This window comes from Fulvivirga lutimaris (assembly GCF_009711525.1).
GTDB lineage: Bacteria > Bacteroidota > Bacteroidia > Cytophagales > Cyclobacteriaceae > Fulvivirga > Fulvivirga lutimaris.
This window is the reverse complement of sequence record NZ_SMLV01000379.1, coordinates 1-14169: the sequence shown is the minus strand read 5'-3', so window position 1 is coordinate 14169 and position 14169 is coordinate 1. Positions and strand designations below refer to the sequence as shown.

Sequence of the window (14169 nt, the reverse complement as noted above, 5' to 3'; positions counted from 1 at the left end):
CGCCTAATTTTTATCAGTTTATGCTCATGATCCCCACCTCCTGAAAACAATAATTCTTTAAAGCCAGATTTAAATTCCTGCAGCAAGAATGGCCCTTTAGGCAGCCCTCTCACTTCAAAAAAGTCAATTAAAAAGTCATACAAATTCCACTCACTACTGCTGACATAGAAGAAAGGGTGACCTTTGGCTTCAAACTGTCTGTAAAAATTCGATACCCCTTCAAATGGCAACCTTGTCTTTGAGTTTTTGGTCAGAATCAATCCTAACTTCCTGAGTAGTTGGGTAGAATGTGATATAAGTATTGTATCATCTATATCAGAAATGACCCCGAAACCAGCATCTCCATTTTCAATCAAAAAATCTCCATGTTTTTTACACGTCACTTCTAATTGATCATTGTATATGATATACTCGGCCTGATGCCAACCATTATGAAGTGAGGCAGGGAGATCAATCCATAAGCTAAAAAATCCCAAATCATTGCTTTTTGCCTGATACTTCATATTGTTGATTCTAATTTCAACGCTGCAATCAGGAATTGGCGTGCTAAAATACCGCGCGATCATCGTTTTGAAATTTTTCCTTTTTTTGTCATCAATATCAGAAAAAAACTCAGGCCGGTTTTCCAGCACTTGCCCTTTTACATACAGCCTTTTCTGACAGCCGTATCCATAGTATGGAAATACTACAGGAGGTGAAATTATACCAAGAGCTTTTTTAAAAGCTATGGCAAGTTGTATTTTTAGTCTTTTTATGATGGTATTAATTCTTTCAATGTAATAATGAGCAAAAGGCAAGTATTGTTTGTAATCAACCCAAAGGCTGGTGATTCAGATAAATCTAATTTGAAGCATCTCATAAATCAAGCTTGTTCGCAAAAAAAACGAGCTTACAGCATTTATGAGACTACGGGGGTTGATGATGATAATGCGATAAGTATGATATTAAGTGAACAGCCTGTTGATGCAGTCGTGGCTTGCGGGGGTGATGGTACAGTAAATATGATAGCTAAAATTCTGATGAATACTCAAACATCATTAGGAATAATACCTTTAGGTTCGGCCAATGGTCTGGCCTATGACCTTGAAATACCTGAAGATATTTCTGATAGCCTGGAAATCATTTTAACCGGTCGGGCAATTGCACTGGATATTTTAGAAGTGAACAATGCTAATATCTGCCTTCATTTAAGTGATTTGGGTTTTAATGCCAAAATGATCCAGGAATTTGAGAATCTGGAAGAACGGGGCATGATGGCTTATGCCAAAGCCTTTTTTTCAATGCTTTCGGATCGTGAGACTATAAATTTCAAAATTACACTAGACGATAAAACTGTTACAAAAGAAGCTGAGATGATAGTACTTGCCAATGCATCCAGCTATGGTACTGGTGCGGTCATTAACCCTGAAAGCTCATTGCAAGACGGGAATTTCGAAGTGATTGTATTTAAACCAATACCCGCACTAGACCTACCAGAGCTAACCTTCGAATCCTTTTTTGGCAATATCAAGAATTCACCGTTCGTGGATATCTATCGAACAAAAAGTGCAATTATCAGAACAGAGCAAAAGCAACTTCTACAAGTTGATGGTGAAGTTATAGGCGAGTTTAATCAGTTGAGAGTTTCTATACATCATAGGTCAATTAAAGTTATACTACCGCAAGATGTAGCAAAAACAATATAGAGGCCTTAGTATTAGTTTGCATTTTCAAGCTACATTTCTATTGACTGGAATAGCTCGACACAGGTCATAACTCTAAAAGCAAGACCTATGACTGGCGCAAGCATCCGCTTGTGCCTCTACACCAAATGGCCCTAAGAAACAAAAAGGTCCAAGTGAGACACTTGAACCAGTTTTTTATATACTTGCGCTAGTTGGGGCTCTTCACTATACCTGCGCCTTCTTATTTGTTCTTTTATTTCTGTAAATCATAAATATCACCATCAGAGTAAAAACTGGATAAAGCCATAAAAACCTTTTACTTGGTTTATCATTCCAGTAATAATTTCCGGAATTTTTAGATGGCAGAATAGAAATTTGTTGCCCCACTTCTAGATCGTTACAAACTTCCCTTGTTATTTCCAGCGATCCCTCTTTACCATTCCCGCTCACAGTTATTTTACTTCCACGTCTCGCTCCACAACTTTTAATAGCTATTTGGGCAGTAATAAGATTCTTTTGCTCGTACGCCTGTAGATGGCCAATATATTCTAAAGTAATCCATACTAATAAAGAGCCAAAAATCACGATTAACCAAACAGTATATTTATTCATTTGCATCTGGTTTCGTTATTCTTAGTTGGTAGCCAAATGCTTTCAAAAGCACCGGGGTTATAACGAGTAAACTTAAAAATGTTGGGGCATGAATGGGCCCAATCATAATGTCAAATGAATACGACCAGAAGCTCCATATCAAGAAGGAACCAATCAACCCAAGTGTAATCGTTAGAGTTGAAATAATCATAAAGTTGACCCAACTGAAAGTATTGGCTCTAGAAATCAGAAAAATAAAGACTATTACAATGAGATAGCTCACAGAGCCAAGAAATAGGTTCAAGATAATCAATTCCGATAGTGGTGTTGGTAATTGTTCCTCCATCTTCAATATTATTTATGCTATATAGTCACGTAACATTCATTTCACCCTTTTAATACGCCCCTTGTGTTTTATGTCTTCACAAATCAGAGCCTTCCTAAAAATAAAAAAAGGCCACTGATTAGTGGCCTTCTCTAATATCTTTATCATCAAACCTATCTCAAATCGATAATCTCAACTCCTGGATATTTAGAAGCATCGAATGCGAAGTCTGCATCTGAAGCATTTGGATTAGCTTTGAAGTTTTTTATCGTGTAATTGTATTTGTTACCTGACTTGTCAAACATGGTCCAGCTTTTAAGGCTGTTGTCACTTTTGGCAATAAACAACTTGATCTTGAAGAACTGAGCATCTTTATCATTAGGGATAAGGTCAACAACAGAGCAAAGTGCTCCACCATTATTTTCTTCTCCTATCAACACATACTTATATCCTTTTTTGTAAGCATCATAAATTTTTGAAGGTGATATCTCATCATCTTCAGGACTGTAGGTATCAATATTAACTTCGTTAACATCTGGAAGGTAGGTCCATACCGTTGTTCCATTATTTATAACAACCTGCTCCTCCATCTCCAACTTGTACTTTTCGCCTTTTACAGCAATCTTACCGCTGAAATTTTCATTGATGCCATCAGTCTCATTGATCAGGCTTGATGTTACGTTCGCACTATACGCTGGGATCTTTTTGTATTTCGCACTCATAGCATCCAGCACCTTAAGTGCATTAGGATCATACTGTGCATATGTCGAAATTCCCACTGCACTCATCAACATCATCATTAAAATCTTTTTCATTGCAATTCTTTCTGATTGTAAACTTTATTTATTCTTAATTCTTTTACGAATTCAGCTCATTCAATAATTGTTCCAAACTATATTCATCAGGAATAAGTACCTCTCTGGCCTTGCTTCCTTCAAAAGCTCCAACAATACCCGCTGCCTCTAACTGATCAATAAGCCTGCCAGCTCTGTTGTATCCAAGCTTTAATTTTCTTTGTATCAACGATGTACTTCCCTGCTGATGCATAACTATTAGTCTGGCAGCATCATCAAACAAAGCATCTCTATCTGATAAATCAACTTCACCAACAGAAGAACTATCGGCATCTCCGGTAAATTCTGGTAGCATATAAGCAGATTCATATCCTCTTTGTTCACCAATATAATCACAAATTCGCTCAACTTCCGGAGTATCTACAAAAGCACACTGGATCCTTATCAAATCAGAACCCTGTGAAAGCAGCATATCTCCCATACCTATCAGCTGATCTGCACCACCTGTATCAAGGATAGTACGCGAGTCAATTTTAGAAGTAACCCTAAAAGACAACCTTGCCGGGAAGTTAGCCTTGATAATACCTGTAATAACATTAACAGATGGACGCTGCGTTGCCACCACAAGGTGAATACCAATGGCTCTGGCCAATTGCGCTAAACGTGCAATCGGAGTTTCCACCTCTTTACCAGCTGTCATCATCAAATCTGCCAGCTCATCAATCACCAATACAATGTATGGTAAGAACCTGTGTCCCTTTTCAGGGTTAAGTCTGCGCTTAACAAACTTGGCGTTATATTCCTTAAGGTTTCTCGAACCCGCCTCCTTTAATAAGTCATAGCGATTATCCATCTCAATACATAAAGAATTTAATGTATTGATTACCTTTTTTGTATCAGTAATAATGGCCTCCTCGCCATCAGGAAGTTTGGCCAAAAAGTGTCTTTCTATTTTATTAAATAGCGTTAACTCTACCTTTTTAGGGTCAACAAGCACAAACTTTAATTGTGATGGGTGCTTTTTGTAGAGCAATGATGTCAGAAGCACATTTAATCCAACGGACTTACCCTGACCTGTAGCACCAGCCATCAAAAGGTGCGGCATTTTAGCAAGGTCAATAACATGCACTTCGTTAGAAATGGTCTTACCCAAAGCAACAGGCAATTCCTTATCACTCTTCATGAACTTCTCTGTAGAAAGCACAGAGCGGATGCCTACCATCTCTGGGTTTTTATTTGGTACCTCAATACCAATAGTACCTTTACCAGGTATTGGAGCAATGATCCTGATACCTAAGGCCGCCAAACTTAGTGCAATATCATCTTCAAGATTTTTGATCTTGGAAATCTTAACTCCTGCTTCTGGCACAATTTCATAAAGCGTAACTGTTGGTCCAATGGTGGCTTTAATGCTGTTAATACCAATTTTGAAGTTGACCAGCGTCTCAAGAATCTTGTCTTTATTAACCTCGAGTTCTTCTTTTGTCACCTGCACCTTACTAGTATCATGTGCATCTAGTAAATCGAGCGTTGGATATTTATAAGAGCCTAAATCTAAAGTAGGGTCGTAATTTTCTTGTGTGTCGGCAACAGTCTCTTCAACTACTTCCTCCTCAACCACAAAATCAGGCTCTTCTACTTTGGGTCTAGGTTTAGGAGCGTTGTCAGTTACTTCAAACTCAATACTTTTAACTGGCTCTTTCTTTACCGGAGGCTCTTCCTTTTTCACCTCAACAGGTTGTGGTTTTTCAACAACCTTCTCCTCTGTATTCTTTACTTCCCAGCTTTCACTATCATCCAATGGATCATCGTCTTCTTCTTCTAAAAGGTCTGCATCATCTTCAAATGCATCGGCCTTAACTTCTGTAACTACCTTTTCTACCTCATCAACTCCTTCTTTCACCTTGCCCTGTAGGCCAATCATAGTAGTGACATTGAAGAAATAGATTACAAATACCAGAAATGAGAAAATGAGCAATAACAATGTTCCCCAGCCAATGAGTCCTTCTAGAATGATGGAAAGCTGATAGCCAACTCCTCCACTTAAGAAGCCCCACTCAGAAACTCCCTCAGAATTATAAACTGTATAGCCTAACAGGATGCTCAGCCATAATGTGAAAAACAAACAAAAAGTAACTGTAGCACTTACTGAAATGATCTCCTTTTTGAAGACGATTTTATAACCTAAAAGAAATAATAATGGCGGTGTGAAAAATGACGCTAGCCCAAACCATCTGAAAATAAAATAGTGAGAAACAAAAGCTCCATATAAGCCCAGCCAGTTTTCAGCTTCTCTGCCAGACTGGATAACACCTGTTTCATTAATCGCTTCTACAACACTTTGATCAGCCTTACCAGTAAACAGATAAGAAATGAGCGCTACAAAAATGTAAAGCGCACTGATGATTAGAAAAAAGCCAATGGTGAGCTGAAATCTTTTATCCTTCAAAAACCCCAGTGATAAATTCATTTTGAATTTACTCCCCTTCTCTTTGCTCGATTCCTTAAAAGTATTTGATTTATAGGTGTTTTTGGCCATTCTGTCAAAAATACAAAGCTAGTTAATATAATGAAATGTCATGGAGAAATAATGAGCTAAGCCATTGTAGCTGCAATCTTGCTATTTATCCGTTTTACAAACCCAGGACCTTCATAAATAAAGCCTGTATAGATTTGAATTAATGAAGCCCCGGCATTCAGTTTTTCTATAGCATCCTCCGGACTCATAATACCCCCAACGCCAATAATCGGATAATCAGTGCCCAGGGCTTTTCTTAAATATGACAGCACTTCATTACTTCTGTCTTTCACTGGTTTGCCGCTTAGCCCACCCATACCTATGGCCTCTACTTTTTTCGAATCGGTAGTTAAACCCTCCCTTGATATGGTGGTATTTGTTGCGATCAGTCCATCAAGCTTAACATCGTTTACCAACTCCACTATATCATTCAATTGTCCATCCGTTAAGTCTGGAGCAATCTTTAATAAAATAGGTTTTTGAGTCGGCTTCGTTTTATTGATCACCTGAAGCTTTTGAATAATCTCAGCCAAAGGTTTCTTGTCTTGCAGTGCTCTCAAGTTTGGGGTATTGGGTGAGCTTACGTTAACCACAAAATAGTCAACATGATCATAAAGTGCTTCAAAGGCAATCTCATAATCCTTAAAAGCCTCCTCATTAGGGGTCACTTTGTTTTTACCAATGTTGCCACCAACAATAACTTTAGACTTTCTGCTTTTCAATCTTTTAACAGCGTCAATCGCACCTCCATTGTTGAAACCCATCCTGTTAATAAGCGCCCTATCTTCAGGCAATCTGAATAATCTTGGTTTGTCATTACCGGGCTGGCCTTTTGGTGTTAATGTACCTATCTCCACGAAGCCAAAGCCAAAGCAACCCAGCTCATCTATTAGTTTAGCATCTTTATCAAAACCTGCGGCCAGGCCAACTGGATTAGGGAAATCAATGCCAAAAAAAGTTCTTTTAAGCGCTGAATCCTTTGTAGTATATAGTCCTTTCCAAATAGCCTTTATGCCAGGCACCTTTCCCAAAAAGCTCAACATATTGAATGTGAAATGATGAATCTTTTCAGGATCAAACAGAAAAAAAATGGGTCGGATAAGAAGTTTATACACTGCGTAGGTCTGTTAATTTTTCAGCGCACAAAGATAACCGAATTAATATTAAGCAAAACTGAAATGTCAGCTTCTTGGATGAAAATCCTGAATAACCTGTCGAAGGTAGTCCCTGTCAAGGTGAGTGTAAATTTCTGTGGTGGTGATGGACTCATGGCCGAGCATTTCCTGCACAGCTCTTAAATCTGCACCTCCTTCAATCAAATGGGTAGCAAAAGAATGTCTAAAAGTATGAGGGCTTATATTTTTCTTCATACCAATGGAAATAGCCAGGTTTTTAATAATGGTAAAAACCATGACCCTGGTAAGTTTCTTGCCTCTTCGGTTCAAAAATGCATAGTTCTCAAACCCAGGTTGAATATTTACATGCACCCTTACCTCATTTTTATAGATATTGAAATACTTCAGAGCATCTTTACCTATTGGCACCAGCCGCTCCTTATCTCCCTTTCCAACAACTCTCAAAAAACCAATATCTTCCATAATATTAGTCAATCTCAAATCTATGAGTTCGGAGACTCTTAGTCCCGAGCTGTAAAGTACTTCCAGCATCGCCCTGTTTCTTTGGCCTTCTGGTGAAGAATGATCAATGGCTTCTAAAAGGCTTACAATCTCATTAAAATCCAATGTGTCAGGTAATTTCCTTCCTAGCTTAGGACCTTCAATCAGCTGGGTAGGATCATTTTCTATCAAATCCTCAAATGCCAGATACTTGTAAAAAGCCTTAACGCCACTTAAAATGCGCGCTTGTGAGTGTGGAGCTAATCCCAACTCATTTACATATTGAATAAAGTCCTGAAGGTTATGACTGGTTACATCAACAGGCTCAATTTCAAGGTTTTTAAGCTCAAAAAACTGACTTAGCTTCTCAATGTCTCTTATGTATGCCTGAACAGAATTGTCAGACAATGAGCGCTCAAGCTTCAGGTAATTTTTGAATTGTGTTATCTGGAAGGTCCAACTCATAAAGTTTGAAATTAGCTGATTTCACCAACAATGAGCTAATGAAAATTAATAATTAATCACCTCTTGATGATATAAAATTGTAGATTTACCCCAGTAGCATTTATATGAAAATACTAATAATAAACGGCCCCAATTTAAACCTGTTAGGCACACGCGAGCCTGATATCTATGGTGATAAAAGTTTTCAATCATTTTTTGAAACCATTAAAAGCAATTTCAACGAAATTGATCTTGAGTATTATCAAAGTAATGTTGAAGGCGAGATTATCAACAAACTGCATGAAGCAGGCTTCAGTTATGATGGTATAATCCTTAATGCTGGCGGATACACACACACTTCAGTGGCTATTTCGGATGCTATAGCGGCTATCAAAACAGACGTTGTTGAGATTCATATTTCTAATATCTATAAAAGAGAAGAGTTTCGTCACAAAAGCATCATCAGCAAAGAGTGTATAGGCATGATTTCCGGTTTAGGTCTTGAGGGCTATTTATTGGCTATCACCTATTTGATTAATAGGAAGGAGTCTAAATGATCACATTCTATCCTGGTCCGTCACGTGTCTATGACAAGGTGCCTAAATATGTAAAAGAAGCATTTGATGAAGGTATCCTAAGCATTAACCACAGGAGCCCTGAGTTTATGTCTCTGTTAGAGCATACCAATCAATTGGTCAAGAAAAAACTCAATGTGCCTGATGACTATCAAATCCTCTACCTCTCTTCTGCTACTGAGTGCTGGCAGGTTATTGCCCAGTCATATGATGGGCTGAGCTATCATTTTTATAATGGAGCATTTGGTAAAAAATGGTTTGAGAATACCAAAAAGATCAAACCACTGACTATTGGGTACCATTATGATATGAACAAGGTGCTCAACATTTCAGAGCTGGATCTTTCAGGTAAAGATGGCTTGATCTGCCTTACACAGAATGAAACTTCCAATGGCACTTGCATTTCGAACAAAAGGATAGCAAAAATCAGGAAGGAATATACTGATCATATCATTGCGGTAGATGCCACATCATCACTTGGTGGAGCAAAGCTCAATATTGAAAATGCGGATATTTGGTATGCCTCTGTACAAAAATGCTTTGGGCTGCCTGCAGGCATGTCAGTAATGATTTGTTCGCCTAAAGCTTTATCAAGAAGAAATGAGTCTAACAAGTATTATAATAGCTTAAATAATATTGTTGATAATGCTTCCAAATCTCAAACTACACATACACCTAATGTGCTCAACCTCTATCTGCTAAACAAGGTGCTATCAAGCACTAAAAATGTTGCGAAAATCTCCCAAACTCTGCAAGAAAGGATGAAGGCATATCTAGAGTTTTTCGATTCTAGAGTTGAATTAAAACCGCTCATTGCAAATCCAAAAGTTAGGTCTGAAACGGTTTTAGTGTTGCAAGGAAATCCTGAGATGATCACCAAACTGAAAGAAGAGGCAAGGGAAGAAGGTATTATTTTAGGCAATGGCTATGGAGAGTATAAAAACGGCACTTTCCGAATCGCAAATTTCCCTGCCATAAAAAATAAAGAGGTGCAAGCACTGATCGAATTTCTCGACAAATCAATCAACTAATTTGTTTTGTATATTGGGCTTTTTAAAGTCCCATTTATTATAGCTTTGCAAAATGTTTATACTAAAAGACGTTTTTTCAGTTACACTGATTCTATTCTCTGTAATTGACATATTAGGGTCCATTCCTATTGTGATTGACCTTAGAAAAAAGCAAGGAAAGATACATTCTGGAAGAGCTACACTCATTTCTGGAGTTTTAATGATAGTCTTCCTTTTCCTCGGTCAAAGTATATTGCAATTATTTGGCCTTGATATTGGCTCGTTTGCGGTTGCCGGTGCTATTGTTATGTTTATCATAGCCATGGAAATGATTCTTGGTGTTACGCTATTTAGGTCTGATGGTGAAAGCAAGGCTGGATCTATTGTGCCTTTGGCATTCCCTTTAATTGCAGGCGCAGGAACGCTAACCACCATCTTATCTATAAGAGCTGTATACACTACCCCAAATATTTTAATTGGGATCGTTATTAATTTGGCATTCGTTTATTTGGTGTTAAAATCCACCTCATGGCTGGAAAGAAAACTTGGTGATTCTGGATTCAGCATTCTGAGACGTGTTTTCGGAATTATTCTTTTAGCAATAGCAGTAAAAATATTTAAAGATAATATCGGCCTGATTTAATGATTACAATCTACACGGACGGAGCAGCAAAAGGAAACCCCGGACCGGGGGGATATGGCGTGGTAATGTTGGCAAAAGTTAACGACAAACCTTACCGAAAAGAACTTTCAGAAGGTTTTAGAAACACTACCAATAATAGAATGGAGTTGTTGGCCGTAATCAAAGGATTGGAAACCATAAAGAAATCTGGTGCTCCAGTAACTATCTATTCTGACAGTAAATATGTGGTGGATGCTGTTGAAAAAGGCTGGCTTTGGAATTGGGAGAAGAAGAATTTTAAAGACAAGGCCAATGTTGATCTTTGGAAGGCCTTTATTCCTTTATACAAAAAGCATAGGGTAAAATTTGTGTGGGTAAAAGGCCATGCTGGTTTAAAAGAAAACGAGCGCTGCGATCAATTGGCCGTAGAAGCAGCAGAAGGTGGTAATTTACCTGCTGATGTAGGCTACGAAAGTTAAGCTTCTTAAATCAGGGCCTCAACAAAGTAATAGATCATCATTACACTTGCTACCATTTTCAGTAATGTGCCTAGCAAAAAACCAATAAATGATCCCCAGGCTGCTCTTAGGGCCTCTTTAGAATTTCTTCCGGTAAATAGCTCGCCTATAAAAGCTCCAATCATCGGCCCAATGATTATTCCAATGGGTGGAAAAAGAAATAAACCAAAAACAACGCCTATCATGGAGCCAATAACTCCAGCTCTGGTGCCGCCATATTTCTTTGTTCCATAAGATGGTATGACATAATCTAACCCAAAAACAACGGCAGTTATAATACCCCAGGTAATTAAGAAATTACTCGAAAAATTAACATCAGAAGTGTAGTGAAGCACTATTAAACCTAAATAGCTAATTGGCGGACCGGGAATTATGGGGAGAAAACACCCAAAAAATCCTACTATCATCAGCAGGCCTCCGACAATGATTAAGAATATATCCATTGATAAAAATAATAAGCGATAAAGTAGCTTATCATTTCTTCAATATCCAAAATGTTTAATGAGTTCTTCCTCTGAGCTCTCCTTTTTTGGCCAGATCGAAAAGTAGGCTATCAAAAGCAAGCTTCTGTTCATCATCACAAATGGAGCGTAGCCTTCTGAAATGTTCATGATTAAGCATTTCGAGCTCTTTATAGTTTGAAGCTATTAAATTAAGCAGGGAATCAGAGGCCTCCTTTTCTAATTGCTGCGCTAATTGCGTACGCAAACCAGCAATTTCAGCCATTAAATCTCCCTTTCTTTCAAAATGTTCTCTTCTTGATTTTTTGAAGAATGTCACTTGTTCTTCATTCAAATGAAGTCGCTTTCCTAAGTATCTTTCAACCTTTGGTGGTCGATGACGATCGTGATGATCATTTTCATTCCAAATGAATGATAATGAGATTCCATTAAGAATTACCAGAACAATGATTACGCCTATAAGTGCTTTATTATTTTTCATCTCTACTCCCCAACATCTTCTAGTAAATCAATCTGCTCGATATTATATTCATCATACATCTGAACAATAACATCATCAGTATTTATATCTTCTGCAGGTTCATAAAAGGCATAAAATAAAGAATTCAAAATTAGAATAACAACCACAGTAGCCCACACAAATTTCCGTTGTATGGCCATTGATTTGTCATCTGACTGCAATCTGCCTTGCAGTCGGGTATAGAAGAATGGCTTAACCTCAGCACGCTCCATATTATCGAAAGCTGCCAGTGTTTTTTCTACCTTATCGTTTATCTCATTTTTCATTGCCTAAACATTTGATGTCAATATTTAAAAAAACTTGTGCTCAACTATCATTTTTATAAAAATCATTGAGCAATTCGCGTAATCGTTTCTTCGCTCTATGCATCAGAGACTCTACTGACGATAAGCTAAGCTGCATAATTTCCGCTATCTCCTGATAACTAAGACCTTCCATTTTGTGCATTACAAAAGCCGCTTTTTGATTCTCGGCCAGCTTATCAATTGCATCATGCAATACTTTGGCCCTCTCCTTATTTTCCAGTGCCACTCCCGGATGGTAAAAATCTGAATAATTGCGAGCCAAATCCTCATCAGCACCAAACAAGGATGTCAACCAGGCAAACCTTTTTTGACGCTTATTGTATCTAATATGTTCTAAAGATTTGTTAACCGCAATTCTATAGATCCAGGTACTAAGCTTAGCCTCTGCATTGAATTGGTCAATATTTCTGAAAATCTCAACAAATACTTCCTGCGCCAGATCCTCCGCTTCCTCCGAGTTTTTAAGCATACCCACACAAACATTAAAGACCTTGTTTTGAAATTTCAAAACAAGGTCTTTAAATGTAGCCTCATCTCCAGCTTTAAGCTGAAGTATAGCCTCCTGAGTATCAAAAAAGCTCGTATTTTCTGACAAAATTGTTTTATCTGCCGTGTCGCTTTCCTTTTTTATGGTTACCCATTCTATCAAAAACAACACGCTGTTCCTCTGTCAATATAGCCCTTACATCTTGCTTATGAAACTCTCTTGCTAACATCAACTTGGTTTTTAGCTCTCCAATCTCCTTAACCGTTTTCTCGATGGTTTTTTTGTCTACCTTCTCAGCTGAACTCAACGTATTGAGCCTTGCTTTTTTCTCTTGAAGCTCATTTTCAACAGAGGTAATGACTTTCAAATGAGAGATTTTCAAACCCTTAATCTTCTCCTTTTGCTCCTCTGTCATGTCAGGCAAACCTCTGTGCCCATCCTTATCCATCTTCCTAAATTCTTTCCTTGATGAATAATCGCTATCATGAGCCCTTTTATGATGCTGACCATTCGCAACTACACTTGCACCGGCAATCATAATCGCTAGCAATGCTGATCTAAAAATTGACTTTTTCATAATTATAAAATTTTGAGTGTTTAAAAATAACCTTGCATCTTAGATGTCATCCGCTGAACAAAACTTGCGGGCTGCAACAGAAATTTACCTATGGATATTAAAAAGGAACTGTTATTTGAGCACTCAAAACCTCAGGCTCTTAAAATATCAAACTACATTGGCAGTAATAAAAATAGGTTTGATGAGCTAATGAGGTTGTTTTTCGATACAAAGTACAGGGTGACTCAAAGGGCAGCCTGGGTGGTCAGTCATTGCGCAGATAAACATCCGGAATTAATAGAACCTTATATAGAACCTATGATTCTAAACCTGAAAAATGATATTACAGTAGCTGTGCAGAGAAATACACTGAGGGTTTTACAGGAAAAAGAAATGCCAGACAGCATAATTGGGGAGGCCGCTGACATCTGCTTTAAAATTATGGAATCATCCAAAGAGCCAATAGCAGTCAAAGTTTTTGCTATGACGCTTCTGGCCAATATCTGCAAAAAAGTGCCTGAATTAAAGACCGAGTTAAAAATCCTAATTGAAGATCAACTCCCTTATGGTTCTGCCGGATTTAAAAGCCGAGCCAATAAAATTCTTAAAAAACTATAGCACCTGCTTTTCGCTCATTTCAAAACCCAGAGTATCAAGCTCATTAAGAATAGGTGTATAAATTTCCTTTTTGATAGGTATATGAACCCCAGTCTCTTTGATCTCTCCTTTCAGTAAAAGCTTAGCCGCTATACCTATAGGTAGTCCAACGGTTTTTGACATAGCAGTATTTACAGCGTCATCGCCAGTAGCTACCAGTGTACTGTGAATCTCTCTTTTCTGACCATTTTCAAGATATTCAAACTTGTGCCACATCACAATCATATCTTTATCTTCAGGGTCAAGCGTCCACTTTTTCTTCAAAATATGCTCTAAAATCTGAGCAGGTGTTCCTTTATCTAGTCCTACCAACTCATCATCAAACATACCTACCCATCGCATTCTATGCATTTCCGGCCCCTCTAGATCAAGCCCAAGATAATGGGCTAGCTTTAGCTCAATTGAATCGTGAGGATTATAAGAAAGGAAAGAATTGATAAACTCTCTGTGAGTCATTTTATCTACCCCTTCTAATTCATAGGTGTCATCTGTAGCTCCTAGCTGAA

General features: G+C 38.0%; 18 protein-coding genes. 6 read left to right on the top strand and 12 right to left on the bottom strand.

Going from position 1 to position 14169, the window contains the following annotated elements; all coding sequences use genetic code 11:
• Positions 1–797 (bottom strand): phosphatase domain-containing protein (locus E1140_RS11275; RefSeq protein WP_221412682.1); only part of this gene is annotated, 797 nt, incomplete at its 3' end.
• Here E1140_RS11275 and E1140_RS11270 point away from each other — a divergent pair.
• Positions 783–1685, top strand: a complete 903-nt coding sequence (locus E1140_RS11270) for a diacylglycerol/lipid kinase family protein (RefSeq protein WP_155183337.1) — start codon at positions 783–785, stop codon at positions 1683–1685. The two genes, E1140_RS11275 and E1140_RS11270, sit on opposite strands and share 15 nt — an antisense overlap.
• A 204-nt stretch (positions 1686–1889) precedes the next feature.
• Here the strand turns inward: E1140_RS11270 and E1140_RS11265 are convergent, their stop codons facing one another.
• The 5 genes from E1140_RS11265 to xerD form a co-directional block, all read right to left on the bottom strand.
• Positions 1890–2276: a hypothetical protein gene (locus tag E1140_RS11265; protein WP_155183334.1), complete on the bottom strand. Its 387-nt coding sequence runs from the start codon at positions 2274–2276 to the stop codon at positions 1890–1892.
• A gap of 477 nt (positions 2277–2753) precedes the next feature.
• The gene (lolA1, locus tag E1140_RS11260) at positions 2754–3395 is read right to left on the bottom strand and encodes an outer membrane lipoprotein periplasmic chaperone LolA1 (RefSeq protein ID WP_246202834.1); all 642 of its coding nucleotides are present in this window, start codon (positions 3393–3395) and stop codon (positions 2754–2756) included.
• Positions 3396–3438: 43 nt separating this feature from the next.
• A complete protein-coding gene (locus E1140_RS11255; RefSeq protein WP_155183331.1) occupies positions 3439–5913 on the bottom strand; it encodes an FtsK/SpoIIIE family DNA translocase in 2475 nt (824 codons plus the stop codon).
• A gap of 56 nt (positions 5914–5969) precedes the next feature.
• On the bottom strand, positions 5970–7007 hold the full coding sequence (locus E1140_RS11250; RefSeq protein WP_185153537.1) for a quinone-dependent dihydroorotate dehydrogenase: 1038 nt from the start codon (positions 7005–7007) through the stop codon (positions 5970–5972).
• Positions 7008–7073: 66 nt separating this feature from the next.
• Positions 7074–7973 carry a site-specific tyrosine recombinase XerD gene (xerD, locus tag E1140_RS11245; RefSeq protein WP_155183328.1) on the bottom strand — a complete coding sequence of 300 codons (900 nt, stop codon included), beginning with the start codon at positions 7971–7973 and terminating at the stop codon, positions 7074–7076.
• 104 nt (positions 7974–8077) lie between these two features.
• Here xerD and aroQ point away from each other — a divergent pair, with 104 nt between their 5' ends.
• From aroQ to rnhA, 4 genes are read left to right on the top strand one after another with little or no spacing between them, the layout of a single operon-like run.
• A complete protein-coding gene (aroQ, locus tag E1140_RS11240; protein WP_155183324.1) occupies positions 8078–8509 on the top strand; it encodes a type II 3-dehydroquinate dehydratase in 432 nt (143 codons plus the stop codon).
• A complete protein-coding gene (locus E1140_RS11235) occupies positions 8506–9558 on the top strand; it encodes an aminotransferase class V-fold PLP-dependent enzyme (protein WP_155183320.1) in 1053 nt (350 codons plus the stop codon). Before aroQ ends, E1140_RS11235 begins: the two co-directional genes overlap by 4 nt.
• A 52-nt stretch (positions 9559–9610) precedes the next feature.
• The gene (locus E1140_RS11230; protein WP_155183317.1) at positions 9611–10180 is read left to right on the top strand and encodes a MarC family protein; all 570 of its coding nucleotides are present in this window, start codon (positions 9611–9613) and stop codon (positions 10178–10180) included.
• Positions 10180–10638 (top strand): ribonuclease HI, encoded by a 459-nt coding sequence (rnhA, locus tag E1140_RS11225; protein WP_155183314.1) that lies wholly within the window; start codon positions 10180–10182, stop codon positions 10636–10638. Before E1140_RS11230 ends, rnhA begins: the two co-directional genes overlap by 1 nt.
• A gap of 5 nt (positions 10639–10643) precedes the next feature.
• Here rnhA and E1140_RS11220 read toward each other — a convergent pair whose 3' ends face one another.
• From E1140_RS11220 to E1140_RS11200, 5 genes are read right to left on the bottom strand one after another with little or no spacing between them, the layout of a single operon-like run.
• The gene (locus E1140_RS11220) at positions 10644–11120 is read right to left on the bottom strand and encodes a DUF456 domain-containing protein (RefSeq protein ID WP_155183311.1); all 477 of its coding nucleotides are present in this window, start codon (positions 11118–11120) and stop codon (positions 10644–10646) included.
• Between the two features lie 55 nt (positions 11121–11175).
• The gene (locus tag E1140_RS11215) at positions 11176–11619 is read right to left on the bottom strand and encodes a periplasmic heavy metal sensor (RefSeq protein WP_155183308.1); all 444 of its coding nucleotides are present in this window, start codon (positions 11617–11619) and stop codon (positions 11176–11178) included.
• 2 nt (positions 11620–11621) lie between these two features.
• Entirely contained in the window at positions 11622–11924 is a 303-nt protein-coding gene (locus tag E1140_RS11210; RefSeq protein WP_155183305.1) for a hypothetical protein, read from the bottom strand.
• A gap of 40 nt (positions 11925–11964) precedes the next feature.
• Positions 11965–12558 (bottom strand): RNA polymerase sigma factor, encoded by a 594-nt coding sequence (locus E1140_RS11205; RefSeq protein WP_155183368.1) that lies wholly within the window; start codon positions 12556–12558, stop codon positions 11965–11967.
• 7 nt (positions 12559–12565) lie between these two features.
• On the bottom strand, positions 12566–13027 hold the full coding sequence (locus E1140_RS11200) for a Spy/CpxP family protein refolding chaperone (RefSeq protein ID WP_155183302.1): 462 nt from the start codon (positions 13025–13027) through the stop codon (positions 12566–12568).
• A gap of 90 nt (positions 13028–13117) precedes the next feature.
• Between E1140_RS11200 and E1140_RS11195 the strand changes: the two genes are divergently transcribed.
• On the top strand, positions 13118–13624 hold the full coding sequence (locus tag E1140_RS11195) for a hypothetical protein (protein ID WP_155183299.1): 507 nt from the start codon (positions 13118–13120) through the stop codon (positions 13622–13624).
• Here E1140_RS11195 and E1140_RS11190 read toward each other — a convergent pair.
• A partial coding sequence (locus tag E1140_RS11190) for a saccharopine dehydrogenase C-terminal domain-containing protein (RefSeq protein ID WP_281350407.1) occupies positions 13619–14169 on the bottom strand: 551 nt, incomplete at its 5' end. The two genes, E1140_RS11195 and E1140_RS11190, sit on opposite strands and share 6 nt — an antisense overlap.

What these genes read in the sequence shown, in the direction of transcription:
- E1140_RS11270 (WP_155183337.1), top strand. Translation starts at nt 783, where the DNA reads ATGAGCAAAAGGCAAGTATTGTTTGTAATCAACCCAAAGGCTGGTGAT.
- E1140_RS11265 (WP_155183334.1), bottom strand. Translation starts at nt 2,276, where the DNA reads ATGAATAAATATACTGTTTGGTTAATCGTGATTTTTGGCTCTTTATTA.
- lolA1 (WP_246202834.1), bottom strand. Translation starts at nt 3,395, where the DNA reads ATGAAAAAGATTTTAATGATGATGTTGATGAGTGCAGTGGGAATTTCG.
- E1140_RS11255 (WP_155183331.1), bottom strand. Translation starts at nt 5,913, where the DNA reads ATGGCCAAAAACACCTATAAATCAAATACTTTTAAGGAATCGAGCAAA.
- xerD (WP_155183328.1), bottom strand. Translation starts at nt 7,973, where the DNA reads ATGAGTTGGACCTTCCAGATAACACAATTCAAAAATTACCTGAAGCTT.
- aroQ (WP_155183324.1), top strand. Translation starts at nt 8,078, where the DNA reads ATGAAAATACTAATAATAAACGGCCCCAATTTAAACCTGTTAGGCACA.
- E1140_RS11235 (WP_155183320.1), top strand. Translation starts at nt 8,506, where the DNA reads ATGATCACATTCTATCCTGGTCCGTCACGTGTCTATGACAAGGTGCCT.
- E1140_RS11230 (WP_155183317.1), top strand. Translation starts at nt 9,611, where the DNA reads ATGTTTATACTAAAAGACGTTTTTTCAGTTACACTGATTCTATTCTCT.
- rnhA (WP_155183314.1), top strand. Translation starts at nt 10,180, where the DNA reads ATGATTACAATCTACACGGACGGAGCAGCAAAAGGAAACCCCGGACCG.
- E1140_RS11220 (WP_155183311.1), bottom strand. Translation starts at nt 11,120, where the DNA reads ATGGATATATTCTTAATCATTGTCGGAGGCCTGCTGATGATAGTAGGA.
- E1140_RS11215 (WP_155183308.1), bottom strand. Translation starts at nt 11,619, where the DNA reads ATGAAAAATAATAAAGCACTTATAGGCGTAATCATTGTTCTGGTAATT.
- E1140_RS11210 (WP_155183305.1), bottom strand. Translation starts at nt 11,924, where the DNA reads ATGAAAAATGAGATAAACGATAAGGTAGAAAAAACACTGGCAGCTTTC.
- E1140_RS11200 (WP_155183302.1), bottom strand. Translation starts at nt 13,027, where the DNA reads ATGAAAAAGTCAATTTTTAGATCAGCATTGCTAGCGATTATGATTGCC.
- E1140_RS11195 (WP_155183299.1), top strand. Translation starts at nt 13,118, where the DNA reads ATGGATATTAAAAAGGAACTGTTATTTGAGCACTCAAAACCTCAGGCT.